Origin of the sequence: Aeromonas sp. s7(2024), from assembly GCF_040907825.1 — a bacterium.
Lineage (GTDB): Bacteria > Pseudomonadota > Gammaproteobacteria > Enterobacterales > Aeromonadaceae > Aeromonas > Aeromonas veronii.
Window position 1 is genome coordinate 103,137 of record NZ_JBFOCM010000025.1, and the last position, 14,221, is coordinate 117,357.

Here is a 14,221-nt window from a genome sequence, read left to right on the forward strand (position 1 = left end):
AAGGCACTGCCTCGCATCCGTCCGAAAGCCTGTGGATCAGGGCACATTGAACACCTCTATCTTGTGGTTGAAGGTGACCGACTCCCCCTTGCGCTCGAAGACAAAGCGCATGCCAAACTCCCCTTCGGCGTTAAACGCCGAGGTTTCCCGATAGAAGGTGCCAATACGAAGGGAATCCGCCATCAACACGCCCTGTGCAGGTAAGGGTGCTCCAATGGGGGCTGTGGCACGGGTCAGCGTGTTTCCTTCCACACAGTAGCGAACCTGCTGGTTGGCAAAGTAGACCCGGCTGCCGGGAGAGAGGCCAGTCAGACTCTCGGTGCTGGTATAGCGGATAGTTTGTGCTCCGGATACGGGTGTCAGAACATCGGTAACCCTGGCTACACAACGGCCATAATCGCAGCCTGCCGTAAGAGAACTGACATTTTTGTCCGGCACGGGGAATACAATCAGCTGATCGTCTTTTTTAACGGCGGTGGCATCCACATCCAGCGGATTGGCAGCAGAAGCCGGGGTCGCCATTACCAGCTCAAGGGTGGCCGTGCTCCCAGACATGGCGCGGTTAAGTGCCAGATAGCGGCTGGAGGTGCTGATGGGCCAGAACCGCAAACAGGCACCGGTGTCGTCCCATGTCCCGCCAGTAGTCTCGATCCGCTCCGAGCCCGGCACCGCATCACGCAATTCGCGGTTAAGCCGCTCCATGGCGAAGCGGGCATCGCTCATCAGTTGCTCACGGCTGCTGGCATCGCCATAAATCTGGGTACCGATACCGATAAACTGGCTGGTAAAGGTCGCCATAATCCCGAGCAGCAGGATGACCATCACCAGCTCGACCAGGGTAAAGCCACGGTTACCCCGAGGTTTGCGGTCGGTTCGATTGGCCGCCAGGCTTAATCTGGCGCCGGAGTTGGCTAGGGGCGCGGATATTCTGGTAGAGAGGCAACCCCCAACAGCAGAGCGATCCATCAGTAGTTCCCCCGGTAGAAGGAGAAGTCGAACACACTCTGATCCGGTAGCTTGATCTGCAGATCAATACGCTTGCCCACAGAGCAGGGGGCGACACAACTCTTGAAGGTGCCGTCGCTGAAATCGGCTCCACTCACCGCAATTTTCACCTGATAGTTGCGATACTCCTCGCTGCTGACTCCCATCGCAGTCTGAGTCAGCGTGTTGGCATCCACCCAGTTACCTACGGTATCGAAATCATCCACATCGTTATAGGCATAGGATGCGGGCTCGCCATCCGGACCATAACTGGTGGAGCAGGAAGAGATGGTCACCCCTGCCACCTGCTCGCCACAACGATAACGACCACCGTTATGATCCGAATGTTCATCAAACGACTTTTGCAAGATCTCGCCGGAGAGGCGCTGGGCCAGCTGGGCGGCGCGTACCTGCTGCACCGGGTCTACCGCCTGCGGCGCCTGATTAATAAGCAACCCCAAAATGCCGGTCAAGGCCACCGCCAGCAGCACGATGCCAACGATCAGCTCAATCAGGGTGAAACCACGCTTAAGGGATCTCATGGATATATCCCTCTGACTCAATCTGGATACGGCTGGTTTCGCGACCATCACTCACCAGCAAGGTACAACCGGTGGCGCAGCTGCCTAGCGGTCTGCCCATCTGATCGAAGCGCAACACGAAGTTGTTGCTGTTCTTGAGGGAGATAGACATACCGGCAGAGGGGGTCACCAGCCGACCACGGCTGCGCAGATTGTCGGTCCAGCCACTGCTCAGATCATCGCTGGCGGGACACGCTGCATAAGTACGGTGGGCAAAATGGGGGGAGGCAAGCACCAGCTGGGTGCAGCGGTTGGCGGGCTCATGCATATTGACGGTCTGCACCAGCCGCAAGCGGGTCAGCAGCTCGTCACGTACGGTTTGAGTTTCAAAGCCGCCTTTGCCCAGCCATTTGGGCACGGCAAAGGCGGCCAGAATCCCGAGTAACAGGATCACCAGTACCAGTTCAATCAGGGTAAAGCCTTTGGTGGCAGGTTTTGGATTATTCATGCCCGTCATAGTAAAAGCGAGGCTTAAGCCTCGCTTTTGATCAACCGCTTAAGCACACTTACCGCCAGTAACCTCACCTTTTTTGACCATGGCAGCAGCCGTTGCACTACTGGCCTCGGTGTAGATTACACAAGGGGAACTATTAACTGCATTACCATCCTTATCTGTTGAATAGAATTGATAGGTAGGTGGTGTAGATTTATCATCAAGAATCTCACCTTTCCAAGCTCCATCAAGGCTAATTGCCTTTTCAATGCCAGCCGAGGCTGCAGTCGGATACCCAAAGTGAGTGGCGACAACTCCCCCTGCAGATTCTACTGAAGGCGCTGGATTATCTGTTTTCTCAGCCTTCTCTTCCCCTTCAAGAGCAGATTTACTGTAAACCAGTTGCATTGCACTACTGATACCCGAAAGTACACCATCTGCAGCGGCCTTCTTGGCATCATCCTGCAGATTCAGGAACTTGGGTGCAGCGGTGACCGCCAGAATACCCAGAATGATGATCACGATAACCAGTTCGATCAGGGTAAAACCCGCCTGTTTTTTCATTTCACTTTCCTCTGTTAATTAATATTTGTGGTCACCTGACCGGACGCCGGACGGTAACTGAAACTCATAAATGCATCAGTCTTGCCTTGCGGATCCTGATACTTGCCATCACTGCCCTTACTCAAACTATTGACCAAATAGTAACGGCAGACCGAATCCAGTCCATTACTGCTCACTGTGGCATAGTATTTCAGGTCATTGCCGCTACCGCGCACTTCATTGAAGCTGGCCGTAGCCTTGGGCGGGTTTTGCAGTAACCCCTCCCAAATATTGAGACAACGTTCGGCGGTCAGATTAGCGGGATCCACATCGGGATTACCGCTTGCAACGGTATCCATGGGATAGCCAGGCGACAGCTCGCCGTTGCTGATCTGGGTATCGGTCGGAGTGGTCAGATAGAAGCGGCTGCCGTCATAGAGCACGGTATTGAGGCTGTCCTGTTTGGCGCGACCTTCCGCCTCCCATTGCGCCCGCACCAGCGAAACGCCGGTAGCAAAACCGCCAGAGACCCCTTCCACGCTGGCCTTCTTCGCTTCGTCAGTCACATCGAGAAAGCGCGGCAGTGCAGTCACCGCCAGGATCCCTAGGATCACGATAACGATCACCAGCTCAATGAGGGAAAAGCCGGCAGACCGTCTTCTCATCCCGTTTTCCGGCATTGTTGGTGCCATTGGTTTCATTGTCATGCTCCCTCCGTAATGCCCCACATTATTTCATGCAGGCCCAAAAAAATCATGTAGTTGGGTCATATGATTAGTTTCATTCAAGGCTTTTTCATCACCCGCCCGTCAGAAAACTGATAAATCAGCCAATAACCATCCCACCCCATCTCGCAACCACTGCCATCGGGGCGGGCCAGAACCTGCAGGGGAGGCATGCCCCCCTTCGTCTCACCCATCAGTGCCAGCCACAACTGACGGCAATTTTCCGAAGGAGATTGCAGCGGCACCAGCCCCAAGGGCCACCCTCGGGCATCAAACTGCCACCCCTTGCCGGCGGCATGCAGTGTCTGCGGGCGCCGCTCATCGAGCCAAATGCCGTGCAAACGCTGTGCCCGCTCGGCAAATTGTTCCCCCAGCAAGGTGAGAGTGAGCTGCTGCGCCTCTTCCCGGTGGCCCTGATAGCTGCGCACCAGGGTCGCCACAATCACCATCAACAGGATGATCACGGCGATCCGCCGATATCCGGTCAGCCAGCGATCATCCTGCTGCGTCTGTCTGTTCATCCAGCCCTCGACTCCACCGCTCACTTGTCTCTTACGGCTTGCATCATGTCCCACCACCCAGGCGTGAAGATATCCAGTTCCAGCAAGATTACTTGCCGCGAACTGCGCGCATCATGTCCCACATAGGCGTGAAGATACCCAGCGCCAGGATCAACACCATTACTGCCACGATCCCGATCAGAATCGGCTCGATGCGGGCGGTGAGACTCTTGAGGTCATAATCCACCTCCCGCTCGTAATACTCGGCCGCTTCGTGTAGCAGGTCATCGACCTGACCGGTCTCCTCACCCACAGCGATCATCTGCGTCACCAGCGGGGTAAACAGGCCGCTGCTGCTGGCTGTGCGAAGCAGGCTCTCGCCCCGCTCGATACCGGCGCGCATATCCCGTACCCGCCCCGCCATATAGGCGTTATCCACCGCATCGGCCACCAGGGTCAGCGCCGTGTTCAGCGGCACGCCGGCCTTGAGCATCATGGAAAAACTGCGAGCAAAACGGGCCAGCAGGGAGCGCTCTATGATAGTGCCGACGATCGGCAACTTGAGCTGCCAACGGTGCCAGGTCAGCTTGCCCTTGGTGGTGGCAACCCAGCGGCGCCAACCGAACACCATCCCCGCCAGAATAGCGAGCAGCAGCCACCAATAGTTGACAAAAAAGTGTGAGGTAGCGAGCAGAATGCGGGTCGCCAGCGGCAACTCCACCCCGAATTTGGCGAACATGCCGGCAAACACCGGGATCACCATGATATTGAGGATCACCATGGCGATACCGATGGCGATCATCACGAAGCTGGGGTAGCGCATCGCGGTCTTGATCCGCTTGCGAGTCTCCAGCTCCAGCTCGAAATAGTTGGCGAGCTGCAAAAAAGCCTCTTCCAGCTGACCTGTGTTCTCACCCACATGGATGATGGCGACAAACAGGCTGCTGAATACCTTGGGGTGCGCCTGCATCGAGCTGGAGAGCGGGCGACCATTGCCGAGATCTTCCCCCAGCGAGTGCAGCGCCCGCTTGAGCGGCTTGCTGTGAGTGCTCTCCTCCAGCCCGGCGATGGCGCGCAGGATCGGGATCCCGGCCCGGGTCAGGGCATACATCTGGCGGCTGAAGATCACCAGCTCGTCCAGCTTGACGCCCCCTTCCAGCAACAGTGACCAGTCGATGGCAGCGGATTTGGCCTTGCCCGGTTTGAGCTCGGTGGGCATCACGCCGCGGCGCATCAGCTGCTCGGCGGCCGCCATCTCGTTGGCCGCTTCGACCACGCCACTGGTCGCGTTACCCTGGCTGTCACGCCCCTTGTAGGCAAAGTTAGCCATCGCTTACCCCAGATCCTCGGCCAGTCGCAGCACCTCATCCACCGAGGTGATCCCCTGACGGGCATAATCGAGGGCAGTGAGGGCAAGCGGCCGGTAGTGTTCGTGTTGACGGGCCGCCTTGGCGAACCCTTCCGCATCGTTGCGGCGCAGGGCATCCATCATCGGTTGATCCAGCTCAAGCAGCTCGTAGACCCCGATCCGGCCGGAATAACCGGTAAAGTTGCAGCTCTGGCAACCTCGGCCCTTGTGATAGGTGTGTTGGCCAGGCGCCTCGCCGGAGAGCACGGTAAGCCAGGTGGCCTGCCCTTCGTCCGGCGCCTTCTCCTCGACGCAGTGCTCACATACCCGCCGCACCAGCCGCTGGGCGACCACCGCTCGCAGAGCGCTCGCCACCAGATAGCCGGGCGCCCCCATGTCGATAAGACGCAAGGCACTGGTCACCGCATCGTTGGTGTGCAAGGTGGTCAGCACCAGGTGGCCTGTGATGGCGCCACGCAGACCGATCTCCACCGTTTCGTTGTCCCGCATCTCACCCACCAGCAGGATGTCCGGATCCTGACGCAGGGTGGAGCGCAACACGTTGGAGAAGGTGAGGCCGATCTTTGGGTTGACCTGCACCTGATTGACGCGGGAGAGACGATACTCCACCGGGTCTTCTACCGTGATGATCTTGTTGCTGGACTGGTTGAGCTCGGAGAGTGCGCCATAAAGGGTGGTGGTCTTGCCGCTACCGGTCGGACCGGTCACCAGGATCATCCCGTGTGGCCGTTTGAGCTGACGACGGAAACGGGTCAGGATCTCAGGCGGCATCCCGGTCTCGGTCAGCGACAGGATGCCGGAGGATTGATCCAGCAGACGCATCACCACCGACTCGCCATACTGCACCGGCATGGTGGACATCCGCACATCCACATCGCGACCACGCACCTTCATGTTGAAACGGCCATCCTGCGGCAAGCGCTTCTCGGAGATATCGAGCCCCGCCACCAGCTTGAGGCGCAGCACCAACGCCTGGGCGATCCGCACCTCGTTGAGGATGTTCTCGTGGAGGATGCCGTCGATCCGCTGGCGAATGCGCAGCACCTTCTCGTCCGGCTCGATGTGGATATCTGACGCCCCCACCTGCACCGCATCCTCGAACAGGGAGCGCAGCAACTTGGCCACCGTCGCCTCCCCCTCGTCATTGGCCCCCAGATTGCTGGAGCCCAGCTCGAAGCCGGAGTCCTGATACTCCTCTTGCAGCTGTTCGGCGAAGCTCTCAATCTCGCGGGTACGGCGATAGAGGCGGTCGAAATACTCCAGCAGCTGCCCTTCCCGCGCCACCGCCAGCACCATGATGCGCGGGCTGAGGAGAGCAGCGATGGCATCCAGTGCGCTCAGATCGGCAGGATCCGACATCGCCACCGTCACCTTGTCGTCGGTGAGGTTGACCGCCAGCGCCCGATAGCGGCGCGCCTGCACTTCAGGCAGCAGCGGCACCGCGGCGGCGTCGATGGTGAGGTTGTTAAGATCGAAGAAGGGCACATCCAGCTGGCGGGCGAGGAACTGCAACAACTGCACCTCGCTGATAAAGCCGAGGTCGATGAGAGTGGTGCCCAGCTTGCGGCCGGTCTGACGCTGCTGCTGCAGGGCAAGCTGCAGCTGATCATCAGAGATGATCTGCTCTTGTACCAGCAGGTCGCCGAGGCGCATTTTCAGTCTGGGTTGTGCCATGTTTGCTCCGATCTCTGTTACTTCACACCCGTTGCCGCATCCGATTCCGCTTCGCTAATCGAACCTGCGGTTTATCAAGGGGTTAGTTGGCCAATTCGTTGTTCCAGCCAGTTGGTCGATGCCTCGCCGAGATTGCCGTGCAGCAGGGCGTTGCGATAGGCATCGAGCGCCCGCTGGCTGTGACCCTGACCATCCTCGGCCACGCCGAGGCCAAGCCACCAGCGGCCCTGATCCGGCTGCTGACGCAGCAGCTTCACATAGAGCGCCGCAGCATCGGCATTCTGGCCCAGCTCCTGAGTCAGTCCGGCCCAGGTGGCGTAGTAGTCCATGTTGCTGGCGAGATCCGGCTGATAGCCGGACAGCCAGCCAAGCGCCTGCTGCTGCTGCCCCTCGCTGATGGCAAGGCGGGCCAGTAGCAGACGAAAATCGGCCTGCTGGGGATCGAGCCGGATCCCCTCCTCCAGCAGCTGACGCGCCTCGGTCAGACGGCCCTCGCCGTAGAGCAGCCCCGCCAGCTGCTCGCGCGCCCCCTGATTGTAGGGATCGTGGGCCAGCACCTGATAGTAGTTGTCCTGCGCATCCCGCAGGCTTCCCTTGGCCATGGCGGTAGTCGCCTTGCGCTCCGCCAGCGCCGCCAGCTCCTTGGCCGAAAGCTCCACCGTCTCGATCTTCAATACGCTCGGTTTGCGAGGCGCGCTGGCGACGGCCTGCTGCTCTGCCGCCAGTTCGGCGTAGAGCTCGGGCTGCAGCTCTTCATCGCTAGGGGTCCGCTCATCGACCTCGCTGGAGGCATCAAAGGGCGCACCGTCGGCCATGCCATCCGAGTCACTCTCGCCTGCCTCATCATTCACCTCATCCTGACTTGGCAGCGGCAGTGCTGCCGCCACCTCGACCGGCTCGGGCGGGCTGACTGGTGCGGCGGCCCTTGCCACCACATCGGGAGTCACCGCATCGGGAGCTAGCACTTCACTGGCAGCCGTCACGGTATGGGTCTGCTGCCAGTAGATCCAGGTTCGCCAACCGAGGATCCCCAGTGCCAGACCGCAGATCAGGGTCAGCAGCAACATCCACCATCCCTGCTGGCGCGCAGGGGCAATATAGACGGCAGCACCTTCGGATCCTTGCTGGCGCCGATCCAGATCTTTCAGCATCTGGTTGATAACGCTCATGGCCAGACTCCATAAGCCAGGGCGCACCCCAGCAACAGTAACAGGGGCCACCAGCGCCGTGGCGCAAAGCGGCTGGCATCGTCGGTATCGCGAATGGCGAGCCGTACCAGACGGCTATCGACCTGACGCACACCCTGACCATAGGCCAGCATCAGGCACTTCTGCGCCAGGATATTGATAAGTCTCGGGATCCCTCGCGATGCGCGCCACAACAGACGCATGGCGCGACCAGCAAACAGCGGTGCCCCGCGGTAACCGGAGACCTGCAATCTGTGCTCCAGATAGGCGCGAGTCTCGTCAAAACGCAGCGGCCGCAGGCAGTAGGAGAAGCCAATCCGCTGGCGCAATTGGCGCAGATGCGGCTTGGCCAGTCTGGTATCCAGCTCCGGCTGGCCGAACAGCACGATCTGCAGCAGCTTGCTCGATTCGGTCTCGAGATTGCCGAACAGGCGGATCGCCTCCAGCGTCTCGTCCGGCAGCGCTTGCGCCTCGTCGATCAGCACCACCACCCTGCTGCCCTGCTGGTGCAGGCTGATCAGGTGACGATGGATACGATCGGTCAGATCCAGCTCGCTCTGATCCTGTACCGCCAACCCCAACTCCAGCGCCAGCGCGATGCGCAGCTCGGCCGGAGTGAGATGGGGATTGGGCAACCAGGCAAGCCGCACCGGACGCGCTTCCGAACCCAGCTCGCTGAGCAACTTGCGGCAGAGCAGGGTCTTGCCGGTACCCACCTCGCCGGTCACCTTGATAAAGCCCTCCCCCTGCGCCAGCGCCCAGTTGAGCACCTGCAGCGCCTCTTCGTGAGGCGGCAGGCCGTAGTAGAAGCCGGTATTGGGAGTGAGGCTGAACGGTGCCTCCTGCAGGCCGAAGTGGGTCAGGTACATGAGACCTCACCTGCCACGGCAAGCAAGCAGCTTGTGCTGGCAAGGCAGCACAGGCCGTTCGGGATAAGGGTGACCGCATCTGGTGTCATGGGTCAGCCCTTGGCCGGATACCACTTGTCGAGCAGCTCGGAGGAGCGTTGCAGCTCGTTTTGCCAGGTATCTTTCTCCACCACGGTCGGTTTGAGCATGATCACCAGCTCCACCTTCTTGGTGCTCTCGCGACGGTTGGTAAAGGCTTCGCCCACCCAGGGAATATCCCCCAGCAACGGCACCTTGCTGACGATCTCCTGCTTGTCGGTCTTCATCAGGCCGCCGATAACGATGATGTCACCGTTATTGGCCTGCACCACGGTATCCGACTCGCGGATCGAGCTCTTGGCGAGCGGCAGGGTCATCTTGCCTCCCGTGGTGCCCAGATCGATGGTTTTGTTTTGTTCTTCGGTATCAATCACTGACGGATGGATATGAAGCAACACCTTGCCCTCTTCATCGATCTGTGGCGTTACGTCCAGCGCGATACCTGAGAAGAAGGGGGTCAACTCAACATTTGGCGTCCGCTCAGTCCCTGTTGTGGTTGAGGTAATCGTCGTCGTCGCATTGGTGACGAAGTACTCGTCCGTCCCGACCTTGATCACAGCCTTCTGGTTGTTGGTCGCAGTGACGCGGGGGCTGGAGAGGGTATTCACATCCCCCTGAGTCTTGAGCAAGTTGACCGCCACGTTAAAGTTGCCGTCAGTAATAGTGAAACCAGCCCCTCCACCAATTGCGTTAAAGATGGGATTTACTGCACCAACCAGACTCTCGCCAAGGGATCCTCCTCCATTCAGCAAGTTGTACTCTGGAGTAGCCCCCGGAGCCACCAGCTTAGGTTGAGCAACCTTGGGAATACCTTTATTTCCATCCCAACTAGCTGTCAAACCGCTCCAATCTACCCCCTGCTCATAACCTTCACTAAGAGCTACTTCCATAATTCGCGCTTCGAGTACGACCTGACGTTTTAAATGGCTTTCGGATTGAGTCAGGAATTCACGGACTGCTTTTAGCTCTTTCGGATAGGCACGAATAGTGACCAAGCCTGCCTGTGGGCTGGTAATGACAGCCCGACCATCACCATTTCCAATCAGTGTTTGCAAAGTGTCACGTAGGTCGGTCCAATAATCACTGTTGGTATCAGTCTCAATCTGGGTACCATTCGATGTGGTTTGAGTATTGGTATTACTCGAAATACCTGTGCCATTCTGGCTAGATGATATTTCGGTATTGCTGTTGGAATTCAACCCGCTGTTGTTTGAGTTGTTCTCACTAGAAGTCACCCCGCCGGTGCTGACCGAGGTGCGGGAGAGGCCACGACGGGACATCATCAGGTAATTGACCGGGATGGTTTCGGTGCGCAGACCCGCCGGATAGATATGGAAGACATTGCCCTTGCGCTGCACGTCGAAGCCGTACATGTCGCCCACCACCGCCAGCACCTCTGGCAGAGTCACATCCTTGAGCTCGACGGAGACCAGCCCGGCCACCCCGGGGTGAACCGCCACGCTGTAGCGGGAGCCCTTGAACAGGGAACCGAAAAACTCCACCGCCTCCACGTCGTGAGCCGCGATACGCAGCCGCTTCTCCGGCATGCCGACCGGCATCTGCGGCCGGTTCAGCTGCAGCAATTCACTTTGCACCGATTTGGGCAACGCGGTCAGAGGGGCAGCCTGTTTCTGCTGTTCGTTCATGGCCTGTTTGAGGGCATCCTTCGCCTGGGTCGGCTCGGGGTGCTGATACGTGGTACAGCCTGCAGCCATCATGGCCACGGTGATCAGACAGAGACGGTGTTTTTTCATGTAATTAGGGCACCCTGACTTGCAATTAAACTCGATAAAGCCGATTCACCTCTCGAGAGGCAAGCACGACTCAAACCCGGATCTTGCTGGCAAACAGTGTTACCGCATGGCGTTTTCCCGCCTTTTCCAGCACCACGGCATCGGCATTGATGGCCACCAGCGTATAGCCGTCCACCTGTTGCCCGACCCGATAACTCTTGCCATTGAGTACCGCCAGTGCCGGGCCATTGCCCAAGACGACACTCTGCAGCTTCGGCAAACCGGCACTGCTCTCGCCGGTCGCACGGGCGCCAACCGCCACATCAGCCAGCGGCGCGGTGGGATCCTGCAATACCTCGACCTGCTCCGCCTGTACCAGCAAGCTGAACAGGCAACAGCACAACGCAAACACTCTAGCCACGGATAAACTCCTTGCTGGTACTCAGGGTGTAGATCTCCATCTCCACCACCGCGCCGGGATAGGCTTTGACCTGATAGTCGAACTGCTTCCAGTAAAAGTGTCGCGGCAAGGCTTCCAGCGCTTTAAGATATTGATACACATCGAAATAGCCGCCTTCAAGCTGAAGCCGGATACCATGCTTGTAGAGATTGACCTTCTGCTCCCCCGCCATCAGCGGGGTAGGCTCCAGCGAACTGAGGGCCAGCATATGGAGATTGGCGGAGCGGGAGAGCAGCGCCTCCAGCACCAGCGGCATCTCGTGCGCCTGGATCAGATCAACGGTCTGGGCCTTCAGCTCATCGTCGATCCGGGCCAGATCCGCCTCGACTTGCGCCAGCTGGTCGCGAACTCCCTGATTGGGATCCCGCTTGAGCCGGGCCTGTTTGCCGAGGTTTTCCAACTCCATGATCTCGAGGTCACGCTCGGCGGCACTCAGGGCCATGCGATCCTGCTGCAGGCGGGTATCGGCGCCATCGAGCCAGCCGTAGAGTCCGGCCGCGCCCAGCAGCACCAGACCAGTCAGCAGGATCAACACCCGCTCCCGCTGGCTCAACAGGGCGATACGCTGGCCCCATGCCTGCCATTGTGCTTTCAGATTCATCAGGGTTTCTCCCGCACAATGCCGCTCAACTGGAAGGTCAGGCGACCCTCCTTGTCACGGCCGAGGGTCAGTTCACCAAACTCCTTGCCTACCAGACTCGGGGTCTGCTTGAAGCGGTTGACCCAGGCCGGTACATCCTGACTGCGTCCGGCAAAGCCGGAGAGGTTGATCCGCCCTTCGTTGATCTCGATGCGCTGCAACGAGAGGTTGCTGTTGCGAATGCGGGAGAGATCCGCCATCACGCTGGCGTAGCCCTGGGATTTTTGCAGGGTCAGGCTGCCCAATTGGCGCATCAGTCCCTGCTTGGCTGTCAGCTCATCCTGCTTGTTGACCAGTTGCTGTTGCAGCCGGGGATCTGCCTGATGGCGCGCCAGCTCGGCATCGAGCCGCTGCGCCTCGCTGCGCTTGAGTTCCAGCTCGGCAGAGCGCTGCGCCAGCTCCCGGCTGACCTGCTGCTGCTGCCAGCTGTAACCGACACCCGTCAACAGGATCAGCAGCAGCGCAAAGCCCCATACCAGCGCCATCTGATTGAGGCTGGCCCACTGCCGCTTGGGGCGAAACTCGGCGCCATAGAGGTTTATCTGACGTTTCATCACGCATCCTCCCCGATGGCGGCTGCGTAGGCCGAGAGGTATTCGACACCGGCCAGGATCGCCTTGTTGGCCATGGCGGAGACGGCAAAGCCGAAGGTCTGCTCCATGTGACGCACCAGGGTACCGATAAAGGGCGAGGCGACGGCAAACTGCATCTGCCCCAGCTCGGGCAATTTCAGCTGGCCCGCCAGATAGTCGAGGGAGCGCTGGATCTCCAGCGCCAGCGAATCGAGCAACATACTCTCCGGTTCATGTTCGCCAGTCAGGCTGGTAAAACCGCGCAGCTGGCGAGAGAAGCAGAGCCCGCCCTGATGGAAGACCAGCAGTTGCAGATCCTGCCCCTTGGGCTGCCACAGCAGCATGCGCACCGTCTCGTCAGCGTCATAGAGAGAGGTGAGCGCCAATTCGTCACTGATGATGGATTGCAGGGTGGCGATGCCGTTGATGGCATCGGCCAGCTGTTGCACCCGGCTCTTGGGCAGGCAGATCACATTGATGCGCGGGCGACCGGCAGGCGGGGTGGGCAAGTCCACATAATCCATCGCCAGTTGCAGTACGGGTTCGCTGACATAGTCCTTGATGGCCCAGGGAAGCGCCCCCGCCATCTCGGCGTCAGGCACGGCGGGCTTGTCGATCTGGATCTGTTGATAAAGGCTGGCGGCGAGGGCCACCCGCACCGTAGACTTGGCCAGCCCATGGCGGCTGAACAGCTCGTTCATGGCCACTGCCCACTCCTGTGGGCCGTTGATGGTGCGCGTCGCGAAGACGGGGGGATTGCCCACCGCAGCCAACATGATCCTGTCATTGGCCAGCAAGAGCCCGACCTGGCGGCTTGGCGTCGACCGTCTGAACAGTTGTTTCATGTAAGCCCGCCCATCAATAGTGATTAAATGTATGAAATATTAACATAAACAGCAGATTAGCCTCCAGATTAAAAGACGGACTCACCATTGCAAGCCAGCCTTTCCGCCGAATCAGAGGGTCAAGCCATCCTCCCTTCCCCCCTGCAACGCCTCCACCATCCGTTGCTGACCCGCTATGGTGTCGAGCTGTGGTGCAAGCGGGATGATCTGATCCATCCAGCCATCTCCGGCAACAAGTGGCGCAAGCTCAAGTACCACCTGCTGCATGCCAAAGATCACGGCAAACGGCATCTGCTCTCGTTTGGCGGCGCCTACTCCAATCATATCCACGCGCTGGCGGCAGCGGGGTGCCAATCTGGTCTTCGTACTACCGGTATCATACGGGGCGAATATGACGCCGTCAGTAACTCTACCCTGCGGGATGCCCAGCGCTGGGGCATGGCTCTCGTTTTTGTCGACCGCCAGAGTTACCGGCGACGGCAGGATCCCGACTGGCTGGCCCAATTCGATGCCCCCGATACCCTGATCGTGCCGGAAGGGGGCAGCAGCCCGCTGGCCATACCCGGCGTGGCGGAACTGGTCAGCGAAGTGCCCTTCTCGCCGGATCTCTGGGTACTGCCCTGCGCCAGCGGCGGCACTCTGGCGGGCCTGATCGCTGGCAAACGGGATCGGGAGCAGATCCTCGCCATTGCGGTACTGAAAGGAGGCGGCTTTATCGCTGACGAGGTGTGTCGCCTCCATCCCGCGGCTGCCCATATCCCCGGCTGGCGCATCGCGCTCGATCACCACGATGGTGGCTATGCCAAGTTCAGCCCGACCCTCTGGCAGTGGGTGCAGGATTTCAGCGCCACAACCGATCTGCCCCTTGAGCCTATCTACAGCGGCAAGGCAATGTGGGGTCTGTTTCGCGAGCTGGCGGCAGGCCGCATCGCCACCGGCAGCAAAATCGTCTTTATCCACACTGGCGGCATGCAAGGGCTCGCGGGGCTGCGGGAGCAGGGGCGACTGTGATCCCCGCCTGACGGCAA

Annotated in this window: 16 protein-coding genes; 1 reads left to right on the forward strand and 15 read right to left on the reverse strand. The window is 59.5% G+C overall.

What is annotated here, in order from left to right:
• Window positions 1-36 precede the first annotated feature (36 nt).
• From AB5Y73_RS11780 to AB5Y73_RS11850, 15 genes are all read right to left on the reverse strand, one after another.
• Complete coding sequence (locus tag AB5Y73_RS11780; RefSeq protein ID WP_181294840.1) at window positions 37-966, reverse strand: PilW family protein; 930 nt, start codon at window positions 964-966, stop codon at window positions 37-39.
• Window positions 966-1,526, reverse strand: coding sequence for a prepilin-type N-terminal cleavage/methylation domain-containing protein (locus AB5Y73_RS11785; protein WP_107682227.1), 561 nt, complete (start codon window positions 1,524-1,526; stop codon window positions 966-968). The genes AB5Y73_RS11780 and AB5Y73_RS11785 overlap by 1 nt, the downstream gene beginning before the upstream one ends.
• On the reverse strand, window positions 1,513-2,013 hold the full coding sequence (locus AB5Y73_RS11790; RefSeq protein ID WP_107682228.1) for a prepilin-type N-terminal cleavage/methylation domain-containing protein: 501 nt from the start codon (window positions 2,011-2,013) through the stop codon (window positions 1,513-1,515). Before AB5Y73_RS11790 ends, AB5Y73_RS11785 begins: the two co-directional genes overlap by 14 nt.
• Window positions 2,014-2,061: 48 nt before the next feature.
• Window positions 2,062-2,562 carry a prepilin-type N-terminal cleavage/methylation domain-containing protein gene (locus AB5Y73_RS11795; RefSeq protein ID WP_107682229.1) on the reverse strand — a complete coding sequence of 167 codons (501 nt, stop codon included), beginning with the start codon at window positions 2,560-2,562 and terminating at the stop codon, window positions 2,062-2,064.
• 14 nt (window positions 2,563-2,576) lie between these two features.
• A complete protein-coding gene (locus AB5Y73_RS11800) occupies window positions 2,577-3,248 on the reverse strand; it encodes a prepilin-type N-terminal cleavage/methylation domain-containing protein (protein WP_005348617.1) in 672 nt (223 codons plus the stop codon).
• A 77-nt stretch (window positions 3,249-3,325) separates the two neighbouring features.
• Window positions 3,326-3,787 (reverse strand): hypothetical protein, encoded by a 462-nt coding sequence (locus AB5Y73_RS11805; protein WP_107682230.1) that lies wholly within the window; start codon window positions 3,785-3,787, stop codon window positions 3,326-3,328.
• A gap of 88 nt (window positions 3,788-3,875) precedes the next feature.
• The gene (locus AB5Y73_RS11810; protein WP_107682231.1) at window positions 3,876-5,096 is read right to left on the reverse strand and encodes a type II secretion system F family protein; all 1,221 of its coding nucleotides are present in this window, start codon (window positions 5,094-5,096) and stop codon (window positions 3,876-3,878) included.
• A gap of 3 nt (window positions 5,097-5,099) precedes the next feature.
• The gene (gene mshE / locus AB5Y73_RS11815; protein WP_005340025.1) at window positions 5,100-6,809 is read right to left on the reverse strand and encodes an MSHA fimbrial ATPase MshE; all 1,710 of its coding nucleotides are present in this window, start codon (window positions 6,807-6,809) and stop codon (window positions 5,100-5,102) included.
• A gap of 74 nt (window positions 6,810-6,883) precedes the next feature.
• Window positions 6,884-7,978 carry a tetratricopeptide repeat protein gene (locus AB5Y73_RS11820; RefSeq protein WP_162895413.1) on the reverse strand — a complete coding sequence of 365 codons (1,095 nt, stop codon included), beginning with the start codon at window positions 7,976-7,978 and terminating at the stop codon, window positions 6,884-6,886.
• A complete protein-coding gene (locus AB5Y73_RS11825; protein ID WP_107682232.1) occupies window positions 7,975-8,865 on the reverse strand; it encodes an ExeA family protein in 891 nt (296 codons plus the stop codon). Before AB5Y73_RS11825 ends, AB5Y73_RS11820 begins: the two co-directional genes overlap by 4 nt.
• A gap of 92 nt (window positions 8,866-8,957) precedes the next feature.
• Window positions 8,958-10,697 (reverse strand): pilus (MSHA type) biogenesis protein MshL, encoded by a 1,740-nt coding sequence (mshL, locus tag AB5Y73_RS11830; RefSeq protein ID WP_107682233.1) that lies wholly within the window; start codon window positions 10,695-10,697, stop codon window positions 8,958-8,960.
• Window positions 10,698-10,767: 70 nt separating this feature from the next.
• Window positions 10,768-11,097 (reverse strand): MSHA biogenesis protein MshK, encoded by a 330-nt coding sequence (locus tag AB5Y73_RS11835; RefSeq protein WP_005342886.1) that lies wholly within the window; start codon window positions 11,095-11,097, stop codon window positions 10,768-10,770.
• Entirely contained in the window at window positions 11,090-11,737 is a 648-nt protein-coding gene (locus tag AB5Y73_RS11840; RefSeq protein ID WP_107682234.1) for an MSHA biogenesis protein MshJ, read from the reverse strand. Before AB5Y73_RS11840 ends, AB5Y73_RS11835 begins: the two co-directional genes overlap by 8 nt.
• Complete coding sequence (locus tag AB5Y73_RS11845; protein WP_107682235.1) at window positions 11,737-12,330, reverse strand: PilN domain-containing protein; 594 nt, start codon at window positions 12,328-12,330, stop codon at window positions 11,737-11,739. Before AB5Y73_RS11845 ends, AB5Y73_RS11840 begins: the two co-directional genes overlap by 1 nt.
• Window positions 12,330-13,193 (reverse strand): MSHA biogenesis protein MshI, encoded by an 864-nt coding sequence (locus AB5Y73_RS11850; protein WP_107682236.1) that lies wholly within the window; start codon window positions 13,191-13,193, stop codon window positions 12,330-12,332. Before AB5Y73_RS11850 ends, AB5Y73_RS11845 begins: the two co-directional genes overlap by 1 nt.
• An 87-nt stretch (window positions 13,194-13,280) precedes the next feature.
• Here AB5Y73_RS11850 and AB5Y73_RS11855 point away from each other — a divergent pair, with 87 nt between their 5' ends.
• The gene (locus AB5Y73_RS11855) at window positions 13,281-14,204 is read left to right on the forward strand and encodes a 1-aminocyclopropane-1-carboxylate deaminase/D-cysteine desulfhydrase (protein ID WP_107682237.1); all 924 of its coding nucleotides are present in this window, start codon (window positions 13,281-13,283) and stop codon (window positions 14,202-14,204) included.
• Window positions 14,205-14,221: the final 17 nt, after the last annotated feature.

Excerpts from the sequence above, each read along its gene's own strand:
- AB5Y73_RS11780 (WP_181294840.1), bottom strand. The coding sequence starts at position 966 with ATGGATCGCTCTGCTGTTGGGGGTTGCCTCTCTACCAGAATATCCGCG.
- AB5Y73_RS11785 (WP_107682227.1), bottom strand. The coding sequence starts at position 1,526 with ATGAGATCCCTTAAGCGTGGTTTCACCCTGATTGAGCTGATCGTTGGC.
- AB5Y73_RS11790 (WP_107682228.1), bottom strand. The coding sequence starts at position 2,013 with ATGAATAATCCAAAACCTGCCACCAAAGGCTTTACCCTGATTGAACTG.
- AB5Y73_RS11795 (WP_107682229.1), bottom strand. The coding sequence starts at position 2,562 with ATGAAAAAACAGGCGGGTTTTACCCTGATCGAACTGGTTATCGTGATC.
- AB5Y73_RS11800 (WP_005348617.1), bottom strand. The coding sequence starts at position 3,248 with ATGACAATGAAACCAATGGCACCAACAATGCCGGAAAACGGGATGAGA.
- AB5Y73_RS11805 (WP_107682230.1), bottom strand. The coding sequence starts at position 3,787 with ATGAACAGACAGACGCAGCAGGATGATCGCTGGCTGACCGGATATCGG.
- AB5Y73_RS11810 (WP_107682231.1), bottom strand. The coding sequence starts at position 5,096 with ATGGCTAACTTTGCCTACAAGGGGCGTGACAGCCAGGGTAACGCGACC.
- mshE (WP_005340025.1), bottom strand. The coding sequence starts at position 6,809 with ATGGCACAACCCAGACTGAAAATGCGCCTCGGCGACCTGCTGGTACAA.
- AB5Y73_RS11820 (WP_162895413.1), bottom strand. The coding sequence starts at position 7,978 with ATGAGCGTTATCAACCAGATGCTGAAAGATCTGGATCGGCGCCAGCAA.
- AB5Y73_RS11825 (WP_107682232.1), bottom strand. The coding sequence starts at position 8,865 with ATGTACCTGACCCACTTCGGCCTGCAGGAGGCACCGTTCAGCCTCACT.
- mshL (WP_107682233.1), bottom strand. The coding sequence starts at position 10,697 with ATGAAAAAACACCGTCTCTGTCTGATCACCGTGGCCATGATGGCTGCA.
- AB5Y73_RS11840 (WP_107682234.1), bottom strand. The coding sequence starts at position 11,737 with ATGAATCTGAAAGCACAATGGCAGGCATGGGGCCAGCGTATCGCCCTG.
- AB5Y73_RS11845 (WP_107682235.1), bottom strand. The coding sequence starts at position 12,330 with ATGAAACGTCAGATAAACCTCTATGGCGCCGAGTTTCGCCCCAAGCGG.
- AB5Y73_RS11850 (WP_107682236.1), bottom strand. The coding sequence starts at position 13,193 with ATGAAACAACTGTTCAGACGGTCGACGCCAAGCCGCCAGGTCGGGCTC.